The organism is Lelliottia nimipressuralis (assembly GCF_004115925.1).
GTDB lineage: Bacteria > Pseudomonadota > Gammaproteobacteria > Enterobacterales > Enterobacteriaceae > Enterobacter > Enterobacter nimipressuralis.
Genome location: NZ_SDDX01000021.1, coordinates 213,223 through 232,448, shown reverse-complemented (window position 1 = coordinate 232,448; position 19,226 = coordinate 213,223). Strand labels below are relative to the sequence as shown.

11 protein-coding genes are annotated in these 19,226 nt (G+C 54.5%); 7 read left to right on the top strand and 4 right to left on the bottom strand.

What is annotated here, in order from left to right:
- Positions 1–55: 55 nt before the first annotated feature.
- Positions 56–2,341 carry a class 1a ribonucleoside-diphosphate reductase subunit alpha gene (gene nrdA / locus ETG88_RS18275; RefSeq protein WP_100779474.1) on the bottom strand — a complete coding sequence of 762 codons (2,286 nt, stop codon included), beginning with the start codon at positions 2,339–2,341 and terminating at the stop codon, positions 56–58.
- A 357-nt stretch (positions 2,342–2,698) separates the two neighbouring features.
- Complete coding sequence (ubiG, locus tag ETG88_RS18270; RefSeq protein ID WP_100779475.1) at positions 2,699–3,427, bottom strand: bifunctional 2-polyprenyl-6-hydroxyphenol methylase/3-demethylubiquinol 3-O-methyltransferase UbiG; 729 nt, start codon at positions 3,425–3,427, stop codon at positions 2,699–2,701.
- A 146-nt stretch (positions 3,428–3,573) separates the two neighbouring features.
- Here ubiG and gyrA point away from each other — a divergent pair, with 146 nt between their 5' ends.
- Both gyrA and rcsC read left to right on the top strand, forming a co-directional pair.
- A complete protein-coding gene (gene gyrA / locus ETG88_RS18265) occupies positions 3,574–6,210 on the top strand; it encodes a DNA topoisomerase (ATP-hydrolyzing) subunit A (protein ID WP_102104891.1) in 2,637 nt (878 codons plus the stop codon).
- A 131-nt stretch (positions 6,211–6,341) separates the two neighbouring features.
- Positions 6,342–9,188: a two-component system sensor histidine kinase RcsC gene (rcsC, locus tag ETG88_RS18260; RefSeq protein WP_129036040.1), complete on the top strand. Its 2,847-nt coding sequence runs from the start codon at positions 6,342–6,344 to the stop codon at positions 9,186–9,188.
- Between the two features lie 49 nt (positions 9,189–9,237).
- On the opposite strand, the gene rcsB is transcribed toward rcsC, so the two are convergent.
- Positions 9,238–9,888 (bottom strand): response regulator transcription factor RcsB, encoded by a 651-nt coding sequence (gene rcsB, locus ETG88_RS18255; RefSeq protein ID WP_015959795.1) that lies wholly within the window; start codon positions 9,886–9,888, stop codon positions 9,238–9,240.
- A 16-nt stretch (positions 9,889–9,904) separates the two neighbouring features.
- Positions 9,905–12,577 carry a phosphotransferase RcsD gene (gene rcsD / locus ETG88_RS18250; protein WP_129036039.1) on the bottom strand — a complete coding sequence of 891 codons (2,673 nt, stop codon included), beginning with the start codon at positions 12,575–12,577 and terminating at the stop codon, positions 9,905–9,907.
- A gap of 753 nt (positions 12,578–13,330) precedes the next feature.
- Here rcsD and ETG88_RS18240 point away from each other — a divergent pair.
- The 5 genes from ETG88_RS18240 to ETG88_RS18220 all read left to right on the top strand — a co-directional run bounded on the left by ETG88_RS18240 (position 13,331) and on the right by ETG88_RS18220 (position 19,128).
- Entirely contained in the window at positions 13,331–14,449 is a 1,119-nt protein-coding gene (locus ETG88_RS18240) for a porin OmpC (RefSeq protein ID WP_100779480.1), read from the top strand.
- A gap of 116 nt (positions 14,450–14,565) precedes the next feature.
- On the top strand, positions 14,566–15,621 hold the full coding sequence (gene apbE / locus ETG88_RS18235; RefSeq protein ID WP_129036037.1) for an FAD:protein FMN transferase ApbE: 1,056 nt from the start codon (positions 14,566–14,568) through the stop codon (positions 15,619–15,621).
- Positions 15,622–15,693: 72 nt separating this feature from the next.
- On the top strand, positions 15,694–16,758 hold the full coding sequence (gene ada / locus ETG88_RS18230) for a bifunctional DNA-binding transcriptional regulator/O6-methylguanine-DNA methyltransferase Ada (protein WP_129036058.1): 1,065 nt from the start codon (positions 15,694–15,696) through the stop codon (positions 16,756–16,758).
- Positions 16,758–17,408: a DNA oxidative demethylase AlkB gene (alkB, locus tag ETG88_RS18225; protein WP_129036036.1), complete on the top strand. Its 651-nt coding sequence runs from the start codon at positions 16,758–16,760 to the stop codon at positions 17,406–17,408. The genes ada and alkB overlap by 1 nt, the downstream gene beginning before the upstream one ends.
- Before the next feature lie 76 nt (positions 17,409–17,484).
- Positions 17,485–19,128, top strand: coding sequence for a multidrug ABC transporter permease/ATP-binding protein (locus ETG88_RS18220; RefSeq protein WP_100779484.1), 1,644 nt, complete (start codon positions 17,485–17,487; stop codon positions 19,126–19,128).
- Positions 19,129–19,226: the final 98 nt, after the last annotated feature.

The window sequence follows — 19,226 nt, the reverse complement described above, 5'->3', positions numbered from 1 at the left end:
CGAAATTATGTAGGCCGGATACGGCGTTTACGCCGCCATCCGGCAAAAGGCAAAACTAGATCTTACATGCGCCGCTTTCGCAGCCATCGTCCTGAATTGAAGGCGCCATATCATCCTGCGCATCTTCTGCACCGTCACGGGTGTTGTGATAGTACAGGGTTTTCACGCCAAATTTGTAGGCGGTCAGCAGATCTTTGAGCAACTGTTGCATCGGCACTTTTCCTGACGGGAAGCGCGTCGGATCGTAGTTGGTATTCGCAGAGATCGACTGGTCGATAAATTTCTGCATGATACCCACCAGCTGCAGGTAACCGTCGTTATTCGGCATTTCCCACAGCAGCTCGTAGTTATTCCCCAGCGTTTCGTAATCCGGCACGACCTGACGCAGCACGCCATCTTTCGAGGCTTTGATGCTCACGTGACCGCGCGGCGGCTCAATGCCGTTGGTGGCGTTGGAGATCTGCGAAGAGGTCTCGGACGGCATCAGCGCAGAAAGGGTGGAGTTACGCAGACCGTGCGTTTTGATTGATTCACGCAGTCCTTCCCAGTCGAGATGCAGCGGCTCGCTGACGATACCGTCCAGATCTTTCTTGTAGGTATCGATCGGCAGAATGCCTTTCGCGTAGGTGGTTTCATTGAACCACGGGCACGCGCCTTGCTCTTTCGCCAGCTCGTTCGAGGCTTTCATCAGGTAATACTGAATGGCTTCGAAAGTTTCATGCGTCAGGTTATTGGCGCTGCCGTCGGAGTAACGCTTACCGTTTTTCGCCAGCCAGTAGGCAAAGTTGATCACGCCAATACCCAGCGTACGACGGCCCATGGCACCGCGTTTTGCCGCAGGGATTGGGTAGTCCTGATAATCCAGCAGGGCATCCAGCGCGCGAACCGCCAGCACAGCCAGCTCTTCCAGCTCAGACAGGCTCTTGATTGCGCCCAGGTTGAATGCAGACAGAGTACAGAGCGCGATTTCACCGTTTTCGTCGTTAACGTCGTACAGCGGTTTGGTCGGCAGGGCGATCTCCAGGCACAGGTTAGACTGGCGCACGGGTGCGATGGCTGGATCAAACGGGCTGTGGGTGTTGCAGTGGTCCACGTTCTGAATGTAGATACGGCCAGTTGAGGCACGTTCCTGCATCATCAGAGAGAACAGGTCCACCGCTTTGACGCGCTGTTTGCGGATGCTGTCGTCGTTTTCGTACTGGGTATACAGACGCTCGAACTCATCCTGATCGGCGAAGAACGCATCGTACAGGCCTGGGACGTCGGACGGGCTGAACAGGGTGATGTCCTGGCCTTTCAGCAGGCGGGTATACATCAGTTTGTTGATCTGAACGCCGTAGTCCATGTGACGAACGCGGTTCCCTTCAACGCCACGGTTGTTTTTCAGAACCAGCAGGCTTTCTACTTCCAGATGCCACATTGGGTAGAACAGCGTGGCTGCACCACCGCGAACGCCGCCCTGAGAGCAGGATTTCACTGCGGTCTGGAAGTGTTTGTAGAACGGAATACAGCCGGTATGGAACGCTTCACCGCCGCGAATTGGGCTACCCAGCGCACGAATACGGCCCGCGTTGATACCGATACCAGCACGCTGGGAGACGTATTTCACAATGGCGCTGGAGGTGGCGTTGATGGAATCCAGGCTGTCGCCGCACTCGATCAGAACGCAAGAGCTGAACTGGCGAGTTGGGGTGCGCACGCCAGACATGATCGGCGTAGGCAGAGAAATTTTAAAGGTAGAAACCGCATCATAGAAACGCTTCACATAGCTCAGGCGGGTTTCACGCGGATAGCCGGAGAACAGGCATGCGGCGACCAGAATGTACAGGAACTGCGCGCTTTCGTAGATTTCACCCGTTACGCGGTTCTGAACCAGGTATTTGCCTTCGAGCTGTTTAACCGCGGCGTAGGAGAAGTTCATGTCACGCCAGTGATCGATAAACCCGTTCATCTGCTCGAACTCTTCTTCCGTATAGTCTTCCAGCAGATGCGTGTCGTATTTGCCCAGCTCAACCATTTTGACCACGTGATCATACAGCGCTGGCGGCTCAAACTGGCCGTAGGCTTTTTTACGCAGATGGAAAATGGCAAGACGTGCTGCGAGATACTGATAATCAGGCGCTTCGCGGGAGATGAGATCGGCCGCCGCCTTGATGATGGTCTCGTGGATGTCAGAGGTTTTGATGCCGTCGTAAAACTGAATGTGAGAACGCAGCTCAACCTGGGAGATAGATACGTTATTCAGTCCTTCTGCTGCCCAGTCGAGAACTCGATGGATTTTGTCGAGATTGATACGCTCAGTGGTACCGTCGCGCTTTGTCACCAGCAGACTCTGATTCATGTGGGTTTTTACCTGTCCGTGAATTACCGTGAAATAGAAATATCCCCCGCTTATCCACAGAATGGTCTTGTGACTAACTCTGTGGATAAATACTACATGTAGGGGTTTTGCGATTAAAAGAACGCTATATGGTGAGTATTCTAGTATCGAATCATTTCAGTACAAGGGTTGATTTTGAGGTTAAATTGAGGTTGTGAAAGGGTAAAAAAGCCTAAGTCCTCGTGCTGTAAGGCCTGGACGACATGTCAATAATTAAGAAAAAAAATTCAAAATTTGATCGAGTGCTGATTTCTTCAACGAGAGGTCAAAATTGCGCAACATGACGCCGCGCAATCTTTATAAGAATAGTTGATGACGTTAGTCGTTTTTTGCGGTTGTATGCAACATATAGTTAACATCCACACCCGGCGCGAGTTTGAATTTGTCCGTTAGCGGATTGTAGTGCAGACCGGTGATGTGCTGCTCTTTAAGCCAGGTGCCGTCGACCCAGCCTAATAATTCAGCCGGTTTGATAAATTTCTTCACGTCATGGGTGCCTTTAGGCACCATGCGCAGGACATATTCTGCCCCTACGACCGCCATCAGCCACGCCTTGCCGTTACGGTTGATGGTCGAGAAGAAGACCTGTCCACCGGGTTTGACAAGCGCAGCGCAGGCCTTGACCACCGACTGCGGGTCAGGAACGTGCTCTAACATTTCCATACAGGTGACCACGTCATACTGATGAGCGTGCTTCGCCGCGTGCTCTTCGACCGTCTCTTGAACGTAATCCACCTGAATACCGGTTTCTAACGCATGCAGGCGCGCGACCTGTAACGGCTCAAAGCCCATATCCAGCCCGGTGACCGTAGCCCCTTCGCGCGCCATGCTCTCTGCCAGAATGCCGCCGCCACAACCGACATCGAGCACGTTTTTACCGAACAGACCGCCGGAACGCTCCGCAATATAGCCCAGACGCAGCGGGTTAATACGGTGCAGAGGTTTGAACTCACCTTCGAGATCCCACCAGCGGGATGCCACCGCTTCAAATTTGGCGATCTCTTCGTGGTCGACGTTGTGAGCTACCGGGGATTTTTCGGCATTCATGGGCGCTTTTACTCCTTATTTCGCAAGAGGATCGAGTATATCAGGCTCTCCCCGCGAATAAAGCATACAGGTTTACCTGTCTCATAGCGGTTGTGTTATAATTTGCGACCTTTGAATCCGGGACACAGTAGAGGGATAGCGGTTAGATGAGCGACCTTGCGAGAGAAATTACACCGGTTAACATCGAGGAAGAGCTTAAGAGCTCCTATCTGGACTATGCGATGTCGGTCATTGTTGGCCGTGCGCTGCCAGACGTCCGAGATGGCCTGAAGCCGGTACACCGTCGCGTACTTTACGCCATGAACGTATTGGGCAATGACTGGAATAAAGCCTACAAAAAATCTGCCCGTGTCGTTGGTGACGTAATCGGTAAATACCACCCTCATGGTGATACCGCCGTTTATGACACTATCGTGCGTATGGCGCAGCCATTCTCCTTGCGTTACATGCTGGTAGATGGCCAGGGTAACTTTGGTTCTGTCGATGGCGACTCCGCGGCGGCGATGCGTTATACGGAAATCCGTATGTCGAAAATCGCCCATGAGCTGATGGCCGACCTGGAAAAAGAGACGGTAGATTTCGTCGATAACTACGACGGCACCGAGCGCATCCCAGACGTGATGCCGACCAAGATCCCGAACCTGCTGGTGAACGGTTCTTCCGGTATCGCCGTCGGTATGGCCACCAACATTCCGCCGCACAACATCACGGAAGTGATCAACGGCTGCCTGGCCTTTATTGACGATGAAGAGATCAGCATTGAAGGGCTGATGGAACACATCCCTGGCCCGGACTTCCCGACTGCCGCCATTATCAATGGTCGTCGCGGTATCGAAGAAGCGTACCGTACCGGTCGTGGCAAAATTTATATTCGTGCCCGCGCGGAAGTGGAAGCTGACGCGAAGACGGGTCGCGAAACCATTATCGTCCACGAAATTCCGTATCAGGTGAACAAAGCGCGCCTGATCGAGAAAATTGCGGAACTGGTAAAAGATAAACGCGTTGAAGGTATCAGCGCGCTGCGTGACGAGTCTGATAAAGACGGTATGCGCATCGTGATTGAAATCAAACGCGACGCGGTGGGTGAAGTTGTTCTTAACAACCTTTACTCCCAGACGCAGCTCCAGGTTTCCTTCGGTATCAACATGGTGGCACTGCACCATGGTCAGCCGAAGATCATGAACCTGAAAGAGATTCTGAGCGCGTTCGTGCGTCACCGCCGTGAAGTGGTGACTCGCCGTACTATTTTCGAACTGCGTAAAGCACGTGATCGTGCCCACATCCTCGAAGCGCTGGCCGTTGCGCTGGCGAACATCGACCCGATCATCGAACTGATCCGTCGTGCGCCAACGCCTGCCGAAGCGAAAGCGGGCCTGGTTGCCCGTCCGTGGGAGCTGGGTAACGTCGCGGCCATGCTGGAACGCGCTGGCGATGATGCTGCGCGTCCTGAGTGGCTGGAGCCGGAGTTCGGCGTGCGTGACGGCCAGTACTATCTGACCGAACAGCAGGCACAGGCGATTCTGGATCTGCGTCTGCAGAAACTGACTGGCCTTGAGCATGAAAAACTGCTCGACGAGTACAAAGAGCTGCTGGAGCAGATTGCTGAACTGCTGCACATCCTCGGTAGCGCAGATCGTCTGATGGAAGTGATTCGTGAAGAGCTGGAACTGGTCCGCGATCAGTTTGGTGATGAGCGTCGCACTGAGATCACCGCCAACAGCGCGGATATCAATATCGAAGATCTGATCAACCAGGAAGATGTGGTTGTGACCCTGTCTCACCAGGGCTACGTCAAGTATCAGCCGCTGACCGACTACGAAGCACAACGTCGTGGTGGTAAAGGCAAATCAGCTGCACGTATTAAAGAAGAAGACTTTATTGACCGCCTGCTGGTGGCCAACACCCACGATACGATCCTCTGCTTCTCCAGCCGTGGCCGTCTGTACTGGATGAAGGTTTATCAGCTGCCGGAAGCGAGCCGTGGGGCGCGTGGTCGTCCAATCGTCAACCTGCTGCCGCTGGAGCCGAACGAACGCATCACTGCGATTCTGCCGGTCCGCGAGTACGCAGAAGGCGTAAACGTCTTTATGGCGACCGCCAGCGGGACCGTGAAGAAAACCGCGCTGAAAGAGTTCAGCCGTCCGCGTTCTGCCGGCATCATTGCCGTCAACCTGAACGAAGGCGACGAACTGATCGGCGTGGATCTGACCTCCGGTACTGACGATGTCATGCTCTTCTCTGCCGCCGGTAAAGTGGTGCGCTTCAAAGAGAGCGCCGTGCGCGCGATGGGTCGTACCGCGACCGGTGTTCGTGGTATCCGACTGGCAGGCGAAGACAGCGTTGTTTCCCTGATTATTCCACGTGGCGAAGGGGCAATCCTGACCGTGACGCAGAATGGTTACGGCAAACGTACGGCGGAAGGTGAATACCCAACCAAGTCTCGCGGTACGCAGGGCGTTATCTCTATTAAAGTCACCGAACGTAATGGCTCCGTTGTCGGCGCGGTACAGGTTGATGACTGCGATCAGATCATGATGATCACCGACGCAGGCACCCTGGTTCGTACCCGTGTGTCTGAGATTAGCGTGGTGGGTCGTAACACCCAGGGCGTGATCCTCATCCGTACTGCGGAAGACGAAAACGTGGTCGGCCTGCAGCGTGTTGCAGAGCCGGTGGATGACGAAGAGCTCGATTCCATCGACGGAAGTGTGGCAGAAGGCGATGACGAAATCGCGCCGGAAGCGGACACCGACGACGATGCGGCTGATGATGCCGAAGAGTAATGTCTCCTGACAGAAAAAAGGGCCGGATTCCGGCCCTTTCTTTTTTGCAGACAAGCGAACATTGCGGCAAGCGGCGTTTACCGCTACCTTAACCACATTCTTTTTGACCCTGATGGCGGAGCTTCGCCCCCTTGAAATACCTCGTCTCCTTTCGTACCACGCTTAAAGTCTCTCGCTATTTATTCCGGGCGCTGGCGTTATTGCTCTGGTTACTGGTCGCGCTGTTTTCGGTGTTTTACATCGTCAACACGCTGCACCAAAAGGAGTCCGAGATCCGTCAGGAGTTCAACCTAAGCTCCGATCAGGCCCAGCGCTATATCCAGCGCACGTCCGACGTGATGAAAGAGCTGAAGTACATTGCGGAGAACCGTCTGACGGCGGAAAACGGGATTATGGCGTCCCGCGGGCGCGACGATAAATCGGAAGTCCCGGATTTCGAGCCGTTGTTCCCGGATTCCGACTGCTCAGCGATGGGCAACTCCTGGCGAGGTTCTCTCGAATCACTGGCCTGGTTTATGCGCTACTGGCGCGATAATTTCTCTGCAGCCTACGATCTTAACCGCGTGTTCCTCATCGGCAGCGAAAACCTCTGTATGGCCGATTTTGGCCTGCGGGATATGCCCGTCGAGCGCGAAGATGCGCTGAAAAAGCTGCACGAACGTATTCTCAAATACCATAACGCGCCTCAGGATGAGCGCGGCAACAATATTTTCTGGATTAGCCAGGGTCCGCGTCCAGGCGTGGGCTATTTCTATGGTCTGACGCCGGTCTATCTGGCGAACCGCCTGCAGGCGCTGCTGGGCACCGAGCAGACGATTCGCATGGAGAACTTCTTCACGCCGGGCAGCCTGCCGATGGGCGTGACCATTCTCGATGAAAATGGTCATAAGCTGATTTCACTCACCGGTCCTGAGGATCGTTTAAAAGTCGATCCGCGCTGGATGCAGGAGCGCTCCTGGTTTGGTTATACCTCGGGGTTCCGCGACCTGGTGCTGAAGAAAAGCCTGCCGCCGTCTTCACTGAGTATTGTCTACTCCGTACCGGTCGATATGGTGCTGGAACGCATCCGGATGCTGATCCTCAACGCAATCCTGCTGAATGTGCTGGTAGGCATTGCGCTGTTTACGCTGGCGCGGATGTATGAGCGCAAGATTTTCATTCCGGCAGAGAGCGACGCCCAGCGGCTGGAAGAGCACGAGCAGTTTAACCGCAAAATCGTCGCTTCGGCGCCCGTCGGCATCTGTATTCTGCGCACCCAGGACGGAACGAATATCCTCAGTAATGAGCTGGCGCATAACTATCTGAACATGCTGACGCACGAAGACCGGCAGCGGCTGACGCAAATCATCTGCGGGCAGCAGGTCAATTTTGTCGATGTGCTCACCAGCAACCACACGAACCTGCAGATCAGTTTTGTTCACTCGCGCTATCGCAACGAAAACGTGGCGATTTGCGTGCTGGTGGATGTCTCCTCGCGCGTGAAAATGGAAGAGTCTTTGCAGGAAATGGCGCAGGCGGCAGAACAGGCCAGCCAGTCGAAATCCATGTTCCTCGCCACCGTCAGCCATGAGCTGCGCACGCCGCTGTACGGCATTATCGGTAACCTCGATCTGCTGCAAACCAAAGAGCTGCCGAAGGGCGTCGATCGTCTGGTGACGGCGATGAACAACTCGTCGAGCCTGCTGCTGAAAATTATCAGCGACATTCTCGACTTCTCCAAAATTGAGTCTGAGCAGCTGAAAATCGAGCCGAGCGAGTTTTCGCCGCGTGAGGTGATGAACCACATCAGCGCCAACTATATGCCGCTGGTGGTGCGCAAACAGCTGGGACTTTACTGCTTTATCGAGCCGGATGTGCCGCTGACTTTGCAGGGCGACCCGATGCGCCTGCAGCAGGTGATTTCCAACCTGCTGAGCAATGCGATTAAGTTTACCGACATCGGCTGTATCGTCCTGCATGTTTCCCGCGCCGGGGATTATTTGAGTATCCGCGTTCGCGACACGGGGACCGGGATCCCGGCCAAAGAGGTAGTTAAACTGTTTGACCCGTTCTTCCAGGTGGGAACCGGCGTACAGCGTAACTTCCAGGGCACAGGTCTGGGGCTTGCGATCTGTGAGCAACTGATCAGCATGATGGACGGCGATATCTCGGTGGATACCGAGCCGGGTATGGGCAGCCAGTTTACGATTCGTATTCCGCTCTATTCGGCGAAGTATCCGGTGAAAGCCCCGGCGGATGGGCTGAGCGGTAAAACAATCTGGCTGGCGGTGCATAACGCCTCGCTGTATACCTTCCTCGAGTCGATGCTGACCAACCGTGGCCTTCATGTGATGCGCTACGAGGGGCAACCCGCCGATGCCGACGACACGCTGATTACGGACGTGGAGCTGGACCCGTCCTGGAAAGGCAGAGCCGCGATTATCTTCTGTCGTCGTCATATTGGTATTCCGCAGGAGCGTGTGCCGGGAGAGTGGACGCACAGCGTCGCCACGCCGCATGAGCTGATGCATCTGCTGGCGCATATCTATCGCGTTGAAGTGGATGAGCGCGACGGCGTGAGAGCGCTGCCGTCGCCCGACTCTTCCGTCGCAATGAATGACGATATGATGATACTGGTGGTCGACGATCATCCGATTAACCGCCGTCTGTTGGCCGATCAGCTCGGATCGCTGGGATATCAATGTCTGACGGCCAACGACGGCGTCGATGCGCTTAACGTGCTCAGCAAAAATCATATTGATATTGTGCTCAGCGACGTCAACATGCCGAACATGGATGGCTATCGCCTAACGCAGCGTATCCGCGAGCAGGGGCTGACTCTGCCGGTCATTGGCGTGACGGCGAATGCGCTGGCAGAAGAGAAGCAGCGCTGCCTTGAGTCGGGAATGGACAGTTGTCTGTCGAAACCGGTCACGCTGGATGTGATCAAGCAGACCCTGACGGTCTACGCGGATCGCGTGCGCAAAAACAGGGCGTAAAAAAACCCGGCAAGCGCGAGCGCTGCCGGGTTTTTTAAGCGAAGAGCAATCAGTCTTTGTCGACCGCGCTCAGCGTCACAGAAGAGAGATAGTTCAGCAGGGCGATGTCATTTTCAACACCCAGCTTCATCATCGCCGATTTCTTCTGGCTACTGATGGTTTTAATGCTGCGGTTCAGCTTCTTGGCAATCTCGGTGACCAGGAAACCTTCCGCGAACAGGCGCAACACTTCGCTCTCTTTCGGGGACAAACGCTTGTCACCGTAACCACCGGCGCTGATTTTCTCCAGCAGACGGGAGACGCTTTCCGGGGTAAATTTCTTGCCTTTCTGCAGGGCGGCAAGCGCTTTCGGCAGATCGGTTGGCGCGCCTTGTTTCAGTACGATCCCTTCAATATCGAGTTCTAGCACGGCGCTTAAGATCGCCGGGTTGTTGTTCATGGTCAGAACAATGATCGAAATGCTCGGGAAGTGGCGCTTGATGTATTTGATAAGCGTGATCCCATCACCGTATTTATCTCCCGGCATGGAGAGATCGGTGATGAGGACATGGGCATCAAGTTTCGGGAGGTTATTGATAAGTGCTGTAGAGTCTTCAAATTCACCGACAACATTCACCCACTCGATCTGTTCAAGTGATTTGCGAATACCGAACAGTACAATCGGGTGGTCATCGGCAATAATTACGTTCATATTGTTCATGTATAAGGCTACCTTGCTACAGCAAGCTTTTGACGTAGGCGTCAATGTCGCTGATGTATTTTTCTGTGCCAGAAGCATCCTTCTCGCGAATAAGATGTTCCAGCGTTTCACATAACTGCTTGCCCGGAACCAGATTAAGCATGGCAAACACCCCTTTAAGCCGGTGTGCTGTCTGCGCCAGCGCCGCGAAATCCTTCGCAGCGGACTCAGTATACAACCGCTTAACATCATCTGGTACTGTATCTACAAAGAGGGAATAGTATCCGCTGGCATGGAGTTCGGCATTTTCATCGCCACCCAACGGGGACTCCAGGATCTCTTCTTGTGCCAGCTGTTCCTCTATTAGTTGTAGTACAGCTTCCTGCATCGCATTGCTCATATTAAAGTTGACGCGCATCTGGCCGGGGCCGATTTTGCGCACGCCAGACTCATCATCGCTTAAAAGCAAGCCCGAGGCAGTAAGATTAGACGGATTATCAGTTAAAAACAGATCATATTCTTGACTTGTGAGCCTGTCGTCCGGGGTGATGCAGGACGCGCCCCAGTTTTCCAGCTGACGAACCACAATGTTGCGGATCTCGTTCGAGGTCACATCCACCATGATCACCACATCATCCAGCAGACGCTCTTCGTCCTCTTCCTCTGGTGTCGCGGCCATTTTGACGTGCAGGGAATAGCGCGTACCAAGGGACTCGCGGGCTTTGATATTCAGGTGCCCGCCCAGTTTACGCGCCAGCTGATCGCACAGCCAGAAGGTGAGGGGATTGGCTTTGCCGTAGTTGTCGCGCTGAGTATCGTTAAGGAACGGGAAGTGCAGGTTATCGACTTCGCTCAGCGTCACGCCTTCGCCCGTATCAAGGATACGGATCGTCAGGCGGTCTTGAGCGGATTCGTCTGCGCTGACTTCCAGCGTGATCTTGCCGATTTGAGTGGTGGTGACGGAGTACTGAATCAGCATCAGCACGATGCGGCGCAGGGCATCGCGGTCGCCGTGGCGTTTATCGTTAGCGGGCAGATGGTTGTTAATCAGCAGCTGCAGCCCTTTACGCTTAATCACCGGCAGGACTTCAGGCACCACTTCGTTGATCAGATCCTGAATCGAGAACAGGGTAGGGTTCCCTCTCCAGGAGTCGTTTTCCAGCATGTTAGCCAGCTGAATTTCATCCACCATCCGCACGAGCGTATCCGCCTGAGTGGCAAGCTGATGACTTTCTGGCGTACTGATATTCGCGGCCTGGCTCGCCAGCGCTTTCAGCGGACGCTTAAACGCATCGCTGATGTTTTGCATAAAGACCGCGCGCCCCTGCTGGTTCTTCTCATACAGCCGCTGGGCCTGCTTGAGTTTCTTGTTCACCAGCACTTCACGGTCCTGATCGCGGATGATAAAGATTTGGGTGCGGGAAGCAACCTGGCTGCGGAACTGACGAATTTCATACAGTTCATTATTAATGGTGGCCTGAATGACGCCCTGGTGCTGATCGGCCATCGCCGTGATGTTCTGCAAATTCAGGTGCGGCAGAAGATGATCGGCAATCTTGTTGCTCATAATGGTGCGATTGGCTTCCTGGTCATGCACCAGCAGCCCGAGCGGGAGGATGGAGACAATCTCCTCATTCAGCGCCCGCAGGACGCGCAGTTCGTTGCCTGAGCCGGATGACGACACGCTTTCGCTTTGACGGCCAGGCTGGAAGCGGAAGGTGCTGTAGCCAAACAGCGCCAGCGCCAGCAGGCCGATATTCAGCAGCAGCGGCAGGAGAATATTTTGCAGAGTATCCAGCAGTAAGGTACCAAACGGCACCTGCCACACCAGGCGCATACCGGTGGAGTTCAGCGCAGAGGCGATCTCAATCTTCGAGCCATTGAATGTAATGGTGGCGCTCTCCGGGCCCTCTTTCTTATCGGCTGATGCGCGCAGGTTTTGTGCGGAGCTGTCTGGCTCAAGACGGAAACTGTCCAGCGGCATGTCAGGCGGGATCAGATCGTTAATCGGCAAATCAAAGGCCACGACGGTCGCCAGATGGCCCGGCTGGTTAAAGGTGGTGCGCAGGGTAAAGTAATGCCCGTTCTGCCACGCCAGGCGGCGCAGAGAGGAGAAACTTTCGCGCTCATCCAGGGCGTTGGCCTGCTGGAGCATTTCGGCGCGACGGGAATCGACGATCGAGCCGATGGTGGACTCTTTAAACCCGGATGAGAGATCTTTCAGCGGCAGCGTGGAGATCAGGATCATGCTGTTATCCTGACCGTTGAGATAATACATCGACCACGGCACCGTTTCTGCGCCCCACAGCGTGTCGAGATAGGTCGACATCCGCTGGGTCATCTCAAGCGTGGCGCTATCGTGCGAACCAAAAATCAGGGCCTCGGTTTTACGGCGCGTTTTTTCGAGGTAATACACGTCCTGTTTAAGACGCGTCTCCTGCAGATTCTCACCCGACGAGGTTCCCGGTGCGGCGGCAATGTTGTCATAAATCTGCCAGGTGGCGTAACGCCAGGTATCAATACGCTTATGCACCGCGTGGGTGATATCAACAATCTGGTAGCTCCTGTCCTTCAGCCAGGTATTGACCGCGCTCTGCACCATCACTCCCATCGTCACCAGCAGCACAATGATTAAGAGAAGGAAGAAGCGGGTGATGCTCCCCGGAAGGAGGGAGAACTTACCTGTTGCTGTGGTTTCAGACTGACTCATTGATATGTTTAACCCGATATGGCCGCACGTAAGGGGAAGTGGGCAGTATAAAGGGTAATACCTGAATTTCCAGCATCGTAGCCAGAGCAGACGGGACTTTTTCGACTTTAAATAGCGCAGGGCGAGGCAGATTTAAAAGTGTACAAACGCGATCGGATTGTACAAATAATTGGCAATGGATGTGAAAAATAGCACTAATTAACAAGAAATTAAAATTTGTTAAAGCGACGGGAAAGGAAATTTAGGGACATAATCGAATTAATTAATAGTTGTCATAATTTCAGTGCGGTAGCACAGATAAATTCAGTTTACGTAAAGAAGCGTAAAAAAAAACCGAATGCAGTGCACTCGGCTGAATTAGGGATAAACAGACATTCAAAACTGAATGACGGTAATAAATAAAGTTAATGATGATAGCGGGAGTTATTTTAGTGATCTCGACGGTTTTTGTTTTGACAATCAGTGCGGTAATGATTACTTTGGCCATCTACCTGATATATATAAGCTATTTTAAATTTTTGATTTAATGTGCTTTATTTTTTAGCTCTTAGTGCTATCAAAAAGTTCCCCTTTATTTACAAATTGAAACATGTTTGTAGATGAATGAAACATCTTCAAAGTTTTCGTATCATATTCTTATTGGATTATTCTGTAATTTTGCGGAGAATGAAGTTGCCGACTGGTTAAGAGGGTTAATCAGTAAGCAGTGGTAATAATAAGGCATATAAAGGCATATAACAGAGGGTTAATAAAATGAAAGTTAAAGTCCTGTCCCTCCTGGTACCAGCTCTGCTGGTAGCAGGCGCAGCAAATGCGGCTGAAATTTATAACAAAGACGGCAACAAATTAGATCTGTTCGGTAAAGTCGACGGTCTGCACTATTTCTCCGATGACAAAGGCGCTGATGGCGATCAGACCTACATGCGTATCGGCTTCAAAGGCGAAACTCAGGTTAACGATCAGCTGACCGGTTACGGCCAATGGGAATACCAGATTCAGGGTAACACCGACGAGAGCGACAACCAGTCCTGGACTCGTGTGGCCTTCGCGGGTCTGAAATTCGCTGACGCAGGTTCTTTCGACTACGGTCGTAACTACGGCGTTATCTACGATGTCACCTCCTGGACTGACGTACTGCCAGAATTCGGCGGCGACACCTACGGTGCTGACAACTTCCTGCAGTCTCGTGCTAACGGCGTTGCAACCTACCGTAACCAGGACTTCTTCGGTCTGGTTGATGGCCTGAACTTTGCTCTGCAGTATCAGGGTAAAAACGGCAGCGTTGACGGCGAAAACGACACCGGTCGTAGCACCCTGAAACAGAACGGCGACGGCTACGGCGCGTCCCTGACCTACAACCTGGGCGAAGGCTTCAGCGTGGGTGGTGCGATGTCTTCCTCTAAACGTACTGCTGACCAGAATGCAGCAGGCGTGTACGGTGAAGGCGATCACGCAGAAGTGTACAGCGGTGGTCTGAAATATGATGCCAACAACATTTACCTGGCAGCACAGTACTCCCAGACTTACAACGCAACCCGTTTCGGCGACTCCCAGAGCAGCAGCGACATCTACGGTTTTGCTAACAAAGCACAGAACTTCGAAGTGGTTGCTCAGTACCAGTTCGACTTCGGTCTGCGTCCATCCGTGGCTTACCTGCAGTCTAAAGGTAAGGACGTAAGCAACAACACCACCAACTTCGGCGATCAGGATCTGCTGAAATATGTTGATGTTGGCGCGACTTACTACTTCAACAAAAACATGTCCACCTACGTGGATTACAAAATCAACCTGCTGGATGAAAACAACTTCACCCGTCAGGCTGGTATCGGTACTGATGATATCGTCGCTCTGGGTCTGGTTTACCAGTTCTAAGACACGCTCAGTAACACAAAGGGGCCTTATGGCCCCTTTTTCTATTCTCTTTTTAGGGCCTTACCTGCGACCGGGTTTGATATACTCTTGCCGCCCAGGCATGAGGATGATAACGAATGGACATGACTTTTTGGCGCGCTGGCATTCTGGCGAGCTTTTTCTTACTGGCGGCATGCGACTCTTCCACCCCTTCGGTGAAACCCGCTGCGCCTGCAGCTACGGTGCTGGAAGGGAAAACCATGGGAACCTTCTGGCGCGTCAGCATCATGAATGTTGACGCCAGACGCGCGGACGAACTGCGCGGTAAAATTCAGTCTCAGCTCGACGCTGACGATCAGCTGCTCTCGACCTATAAAAATGACTCTGCGCTGATGCGCTTCAATCTGTCCAATAGCACCTCCCTGTGGCCCGTAAGCGAGGCGATGGCCGACATCGTCACCGAGGCGCTGCATATTGGCTATAAAACCAACGGGGCGATGGATATTACCGTCGGGCCGCTGGTGAATTTATGGGGCTTTGGCCCAACCAAACAGCCGGAGAAAATCCCCGATCAGGCGCAAATCGACGATGCCCGCGCCCGCACCGGTTTGCAGCATCTGACGGTAATCAATCAATACGGTCAGCAGTATCTGCAAAAAGACATTCCCGATCTGTTCGTGGATCTTTCAACGGTCGGGGAGGGCTACGCGGCGGATCACCTGGCCGCGCTGATGACCCAGGAAGGGATCTCACGCTATCTGGTCTCCGTCGGTGGCGCGCTGGTCAGCCGTGGCCTGAATGCCAGCGAAAAGCCGTGGCGCGTGGCGATCCAAAAACCGACCGACACCCAGAACGCAGTCCAGGCGGTGGTGGATATTAACGGTCACGGCATCAGTACCTCAGGAAGCTATCGGAATTATTACGAGCTTGACGGGAAACGCCTCTCTCACGTCATCGATCCGCAGACCGGTCGCCCGATCGAACATAACCTGGTCTCCGTTACCGTCATCGCTCCCACGGCCCTGGAAGCTGATACTTGGGATACGGGGCTGATGGTGTTGGGGCCAGAGAAGGCGAAAGAGGTGGTGCGCCAGGAAGGGCTGGCGGTGTATATGATCACACGCGAGGGCGAGACGTTTAAAACCTGGATGTCGCCGCAGTTCCAGAGCTTCTTAATTAGCGAACAAAATTAAAAAGCAAGGTTGCGGGTTTTTGTTCAGTGGCACTCCGGCATTGTGTGAGTATGCTTGTAAGAGGAGCCGATGATGAAAAACCTGATCCTGAATACCGATGAGGAACGCTGGCTGGCAGTGCTGGCCCGCGATTCCAGTGCCGATAACCAGTTTGTCTTTGCCGTCCAGACAACCGGCATCTTTTGCCGCCCTTCCTGCCGGGCGCGCCACGCGCTGCGCGAGAATGTCCGCTTCTTCCCCGATGCCCTCCATGCTGAACAGGCCGGATTTCGCCCCTGCAAACGCTGCGCGCCGGACAAAGCCGATCCTCAGGCCGCAAAAATGGCCAAAATCGAAAAAGCCTGCCGCCTGCTGGAAGAGGACTCCGCGCTGACCCTGACTGCGTTGGCAGAAGCGGTGGCGATGAGTCCGTTCCATTTTCACAGGCTGTTTAAATCCCACACCGGGATGACGCCGAAATCCTGGCAGCAGGCGGCGCGCGCGCGACGTTTACGGGCCGCACTGACGCAGGGCGATACCATTACCGATTCCGTACTGGCCGCGGGTTTCCCCGACAGCAGCAGCTACTACCGAAAAGCAGACGACGTGTTGGGCATGACCGCAAAACAGTATCGCAATGGCGGGAGTGATGTGACCGTGCGCTACGCCATTAGCGACTGCGAGCTGGGCCGTTGCCTGGTGGCGGAGAGTGAGCGCGGGATCTGTGCGATTTTACTCGGCGATAATGACGATGCCCTGGCAGAAGAGATTCATACGCTTTTCCCTCACGCACAGCAGGAAACGCCCGAGGGGACCTTTGCGGGCAGGCTGCATCAGGTGATTACGAGTCTGGATAACAGCGGCACGGCTCTGGCGCTGCCGCTGGATATTCGCGGTACCGCGTTTCAGCAGCAGGTCTGGCAGGCACTGCGCGCGATCCCTTGCGGTGAAACCGCGAGCTACCAGCAGGTCGCGAGTGCCATCGGCAAACCCAACGCGGTGCGGGCGGTGGCAAGCGCTTGCGCGGCCAACAAGCTGGCGATCGTTATTCCTTGTCACCGCGTCGTGCGAAACGACGGCGCTTTGTCCGGCTATCGCTGGGGAACGGCGCGCAAAGCGCAGTTGCTGCAGCGTGAAGCGAAAAATCAGGAGGAGTAATGCTGGATCTGTTTGCGGATAGCGATCCCTGGCAAGAGCCGCTGGCGCCCGGTGCCACCATTTTGCGCCGCTTCGCTTTAGCGCGCGCCGATACGCTGTTTCAGGCAATTGCTGAGGTCGCTGCGCTATCGCCGTTCCGCCATATGGTCACGCCGGGCGGATACACCATGTCCGTGGCGATGACGAACTGCGGATCGCTTGGCTGGACGACAAACGATCGCGGGTATCTCTATTCATCCATCGATCCTGTGACGGGCCAGCCCTGGCCGTTAATCCCCGCAGCGTTCAGCACGATCTGTCATGACGCGGCAGTCGCGGCGGGATATCCGTACTTTCAGCCCGACGCCTGCCTGGTCAACCGCTACGCGCCGGGAGCAAAGCTGTCGCTACATCAGGACAAAGACGAGCCGGATCTGCGTGCGCCGATTGTGTCTGTTTCGCTGGGTCTCCCTGCGGTCTTCCAGTTTGGCGGCCTGAAGCGCAGCGATCCGCTTAAGCGGCTGATGCTTGAGCAAGGTGACGTGGTGGTGTGGGGCGGGGAATCACGGCTTTTTTATCACGGGATTCAACCCCTTAAACCTGGCATTCATCCGCTGGCAGGGGAGTACCGCTACAATCTGACCTTCCGCCAGGCATCGGATAGCGAATAAAAATAAGAATTATTCTTGATGTAACCGTCGGGCAGTTTACACTGCTGGCTGTTTTTTCTTGTCCGGATTGCTTTGCATGCAACTACTTCTCCTTGTCTGGCGTCAGTACCGCTGGCCGTTTGTCGCGGTTATGGCGCTCAGCCTTGCCAGCGCCGCGCTGGGCATTGGGCTTATCGCCTTTATTAACGTCCGTCTGATTGAAATGGTCGATACGAAACTGTCGGTATTGCCGGAGTTTCTCGGCCTGTTGCTGCTGCTGATGGCGGTCACGCTGGCCTCGCAGCTGGCGCTGACGGCCCTGGGGCACCATTTCGTCTATCGCCTGCGCGGCGAATTTATCAAACGTATTCTCGATACGCAGGTTGAACGCATCGAACAGCTGGGCAGTGCGTCACTGTTGGCGGGGCTGACCAGCGATGTGAGGGCCATTACGATTGCTTTCGTGCGCTTGCCGGAGCTGGTGCAGGGTATCATTCTGACCTTTGGCTCAGCAGCCTATCTGGCGTGGCTGTCGACCAAAATGCTGGCCGTGACCGCGATTTGGATTGTGGTCACTATCTGGGGCGGTTACCTGCTGGTGGCACGCGTGTATAAGCACATGGCGGTGCTGCGTGAAACAGAAGATAAGCTTTATAACGACTACCAGACGGTGCTGGAAGGGCGCAAAGAGCTGACCCTCAACCGCGAGCGTGCCGAGCACATCTTTAACAACCTCTATATTCCCGATGCGCGCGAATATCGCCATCACATCATTCGCGCCGATACCTTCCACCTGAGCGCCGTGAACTGGTCGAATATCATGATGCTGGGCGCGATCGGTCTGGTGTTCTGGATGGCAAACAGCCTCGGCTGGGCCGACACTAACGTGGCGGCGACCTATTCCCTGACGCTGCTGTTCCTGCGTACGCCGCTGCTCTCCGCCGTAGGTGCGCTGCCGACGCTGCTCAGTGCGCAGGTGGCCTTCAGAAAACTGAATCAGTTTGCGCTGGCGCCGTTCCGCCCTGAATTTCCTCGCCCGGACGCCTTCCCGGACTGGAAAACGCTGGAGCTGCGTAACGTTACTTTCCATTACCAGGATAACAACTTCGCCGTCGGCCCGGTCAATCTGACCATCCATCGCGGCGAACTACTGTTCCTGATTGGCGGCAACGGGAGCGGAAAATCCACGCTGGCGATGCTGCTGACCGGGCTGTATCAGCCGCAGTCCGGTGAGATCCTGCTGGACGGAAAAGCGCTGTCCGTTGAGAAACCGGAAGATTATCGCAAGCTCTTCTCCGCAGTCTTTACGGATGTCTGGCTGTTCGATCAGCTGTTAGGGCCGGAAGGTAAACAGGCAAATCCTGAGCTGGTCGCGAAGTGGCTCGAGCAGCTGAAAATGTCGCACAAACTGGAGCTTCAGGACGGAAAAATCCTTAATCTCAAACTGTCGAAAGGGCAGAAAAAACGCGTGGCGCTGCTGCTGGCGTTAGCGGAAGAGCGCGACATCATTCTGCTGGATGAATGGGCAGCCGATCAGGACCCTCACTTCCGCCGCGAGTTTTATCAGGTGCTGCTGCCGCTGATGCAGGCGATGGGCAAAACGATTTTCGCCATCAGCCACGACGATCACTACTTCATTCACGCCGACCGCTTGCTGGAGATGCGTGACGGACAGCTCAGCGAGCTGACCGGCGAGGAGCGCGATGCCGCCTCGCGAGATGCCGTGGCGCGTACTGCGTAAAGGTAAACATGCCGGGGGGCGGCCACGCCTTACCCGGCTTGTTTTACGACAAAACCTGCTATCCGCTCCTTTTTTATCCATTCCGCCCATTTGTTTAT

Bases quoted from the DNA above. Each gene is read 5' to 3' on its own strand.
- nrdA (WP_100779474.1), bottom strand. From the start codon at position 2,341: ATGAATCAGAGTCTGCTGGTGACAAAGCGCGACGGTACCACTGAGCGT.
- ubiG (WP_100779475.1), bottom strand. From the start codon at position 3,427: ATGAATGCCGAAAAATCCCCGGTAGCTCACAACGTCGACCACGAAGAG.
- gyrA (WP_102104891.1), top strand. From the start codon at position 3,574: ATGAGCGACCTTGCGAGAGAAATTACACCGGTTAACATCGAGGAAGAG.
- rcsB (WP_015959795.1), bottom strand. From the start codon at position 9,888: ATGAACAATATGAACGTAATTATTGCCGATGACCACCCGATTGTACTG.
- rcsD (WP_129036039.1), bottom strand. From the start codon at position 12,577: ATGAGTCAGTCTGAAACCACAGCAACAGGTAAGTTCTCCCTCCTTCCG.
- ETG88_RS18240 (WP_100779480.1), top strand. From the start codon at position 13,331: ATGAAAGTTAAAGTCCTGTCCCTCCTGGTACCAGCTCTGCTGGTAGCA.
- apbE (WP_129036037.1), top strand. From the start codon at position 14,566: ATGGACATGACTTTTTGGCGCGCTGGCATTCTGGCGAGCTTTTTCTTA.
- ada (WP_129036058.1), top strand. From the start codon at position 15,694: ATGAAAAACCTGATCCTGAATACCGATGAGGAACGCTGGCTGGCAGTG.
- alkB (WP_129036036.1), top strand. From the start codon at position 16,758: ATGCTGGATCTGTTTGCGGATAGCGATCCCTGGCAAGAGCCGCTGGCG.
- ETG88_RS18220 (WP_100779484.1), top strand. From the start codon at position 17,485: ATGCAACTACTTCTCCTTGTCTGGCGTCAGTACCGCTGGCCGTTTGTC.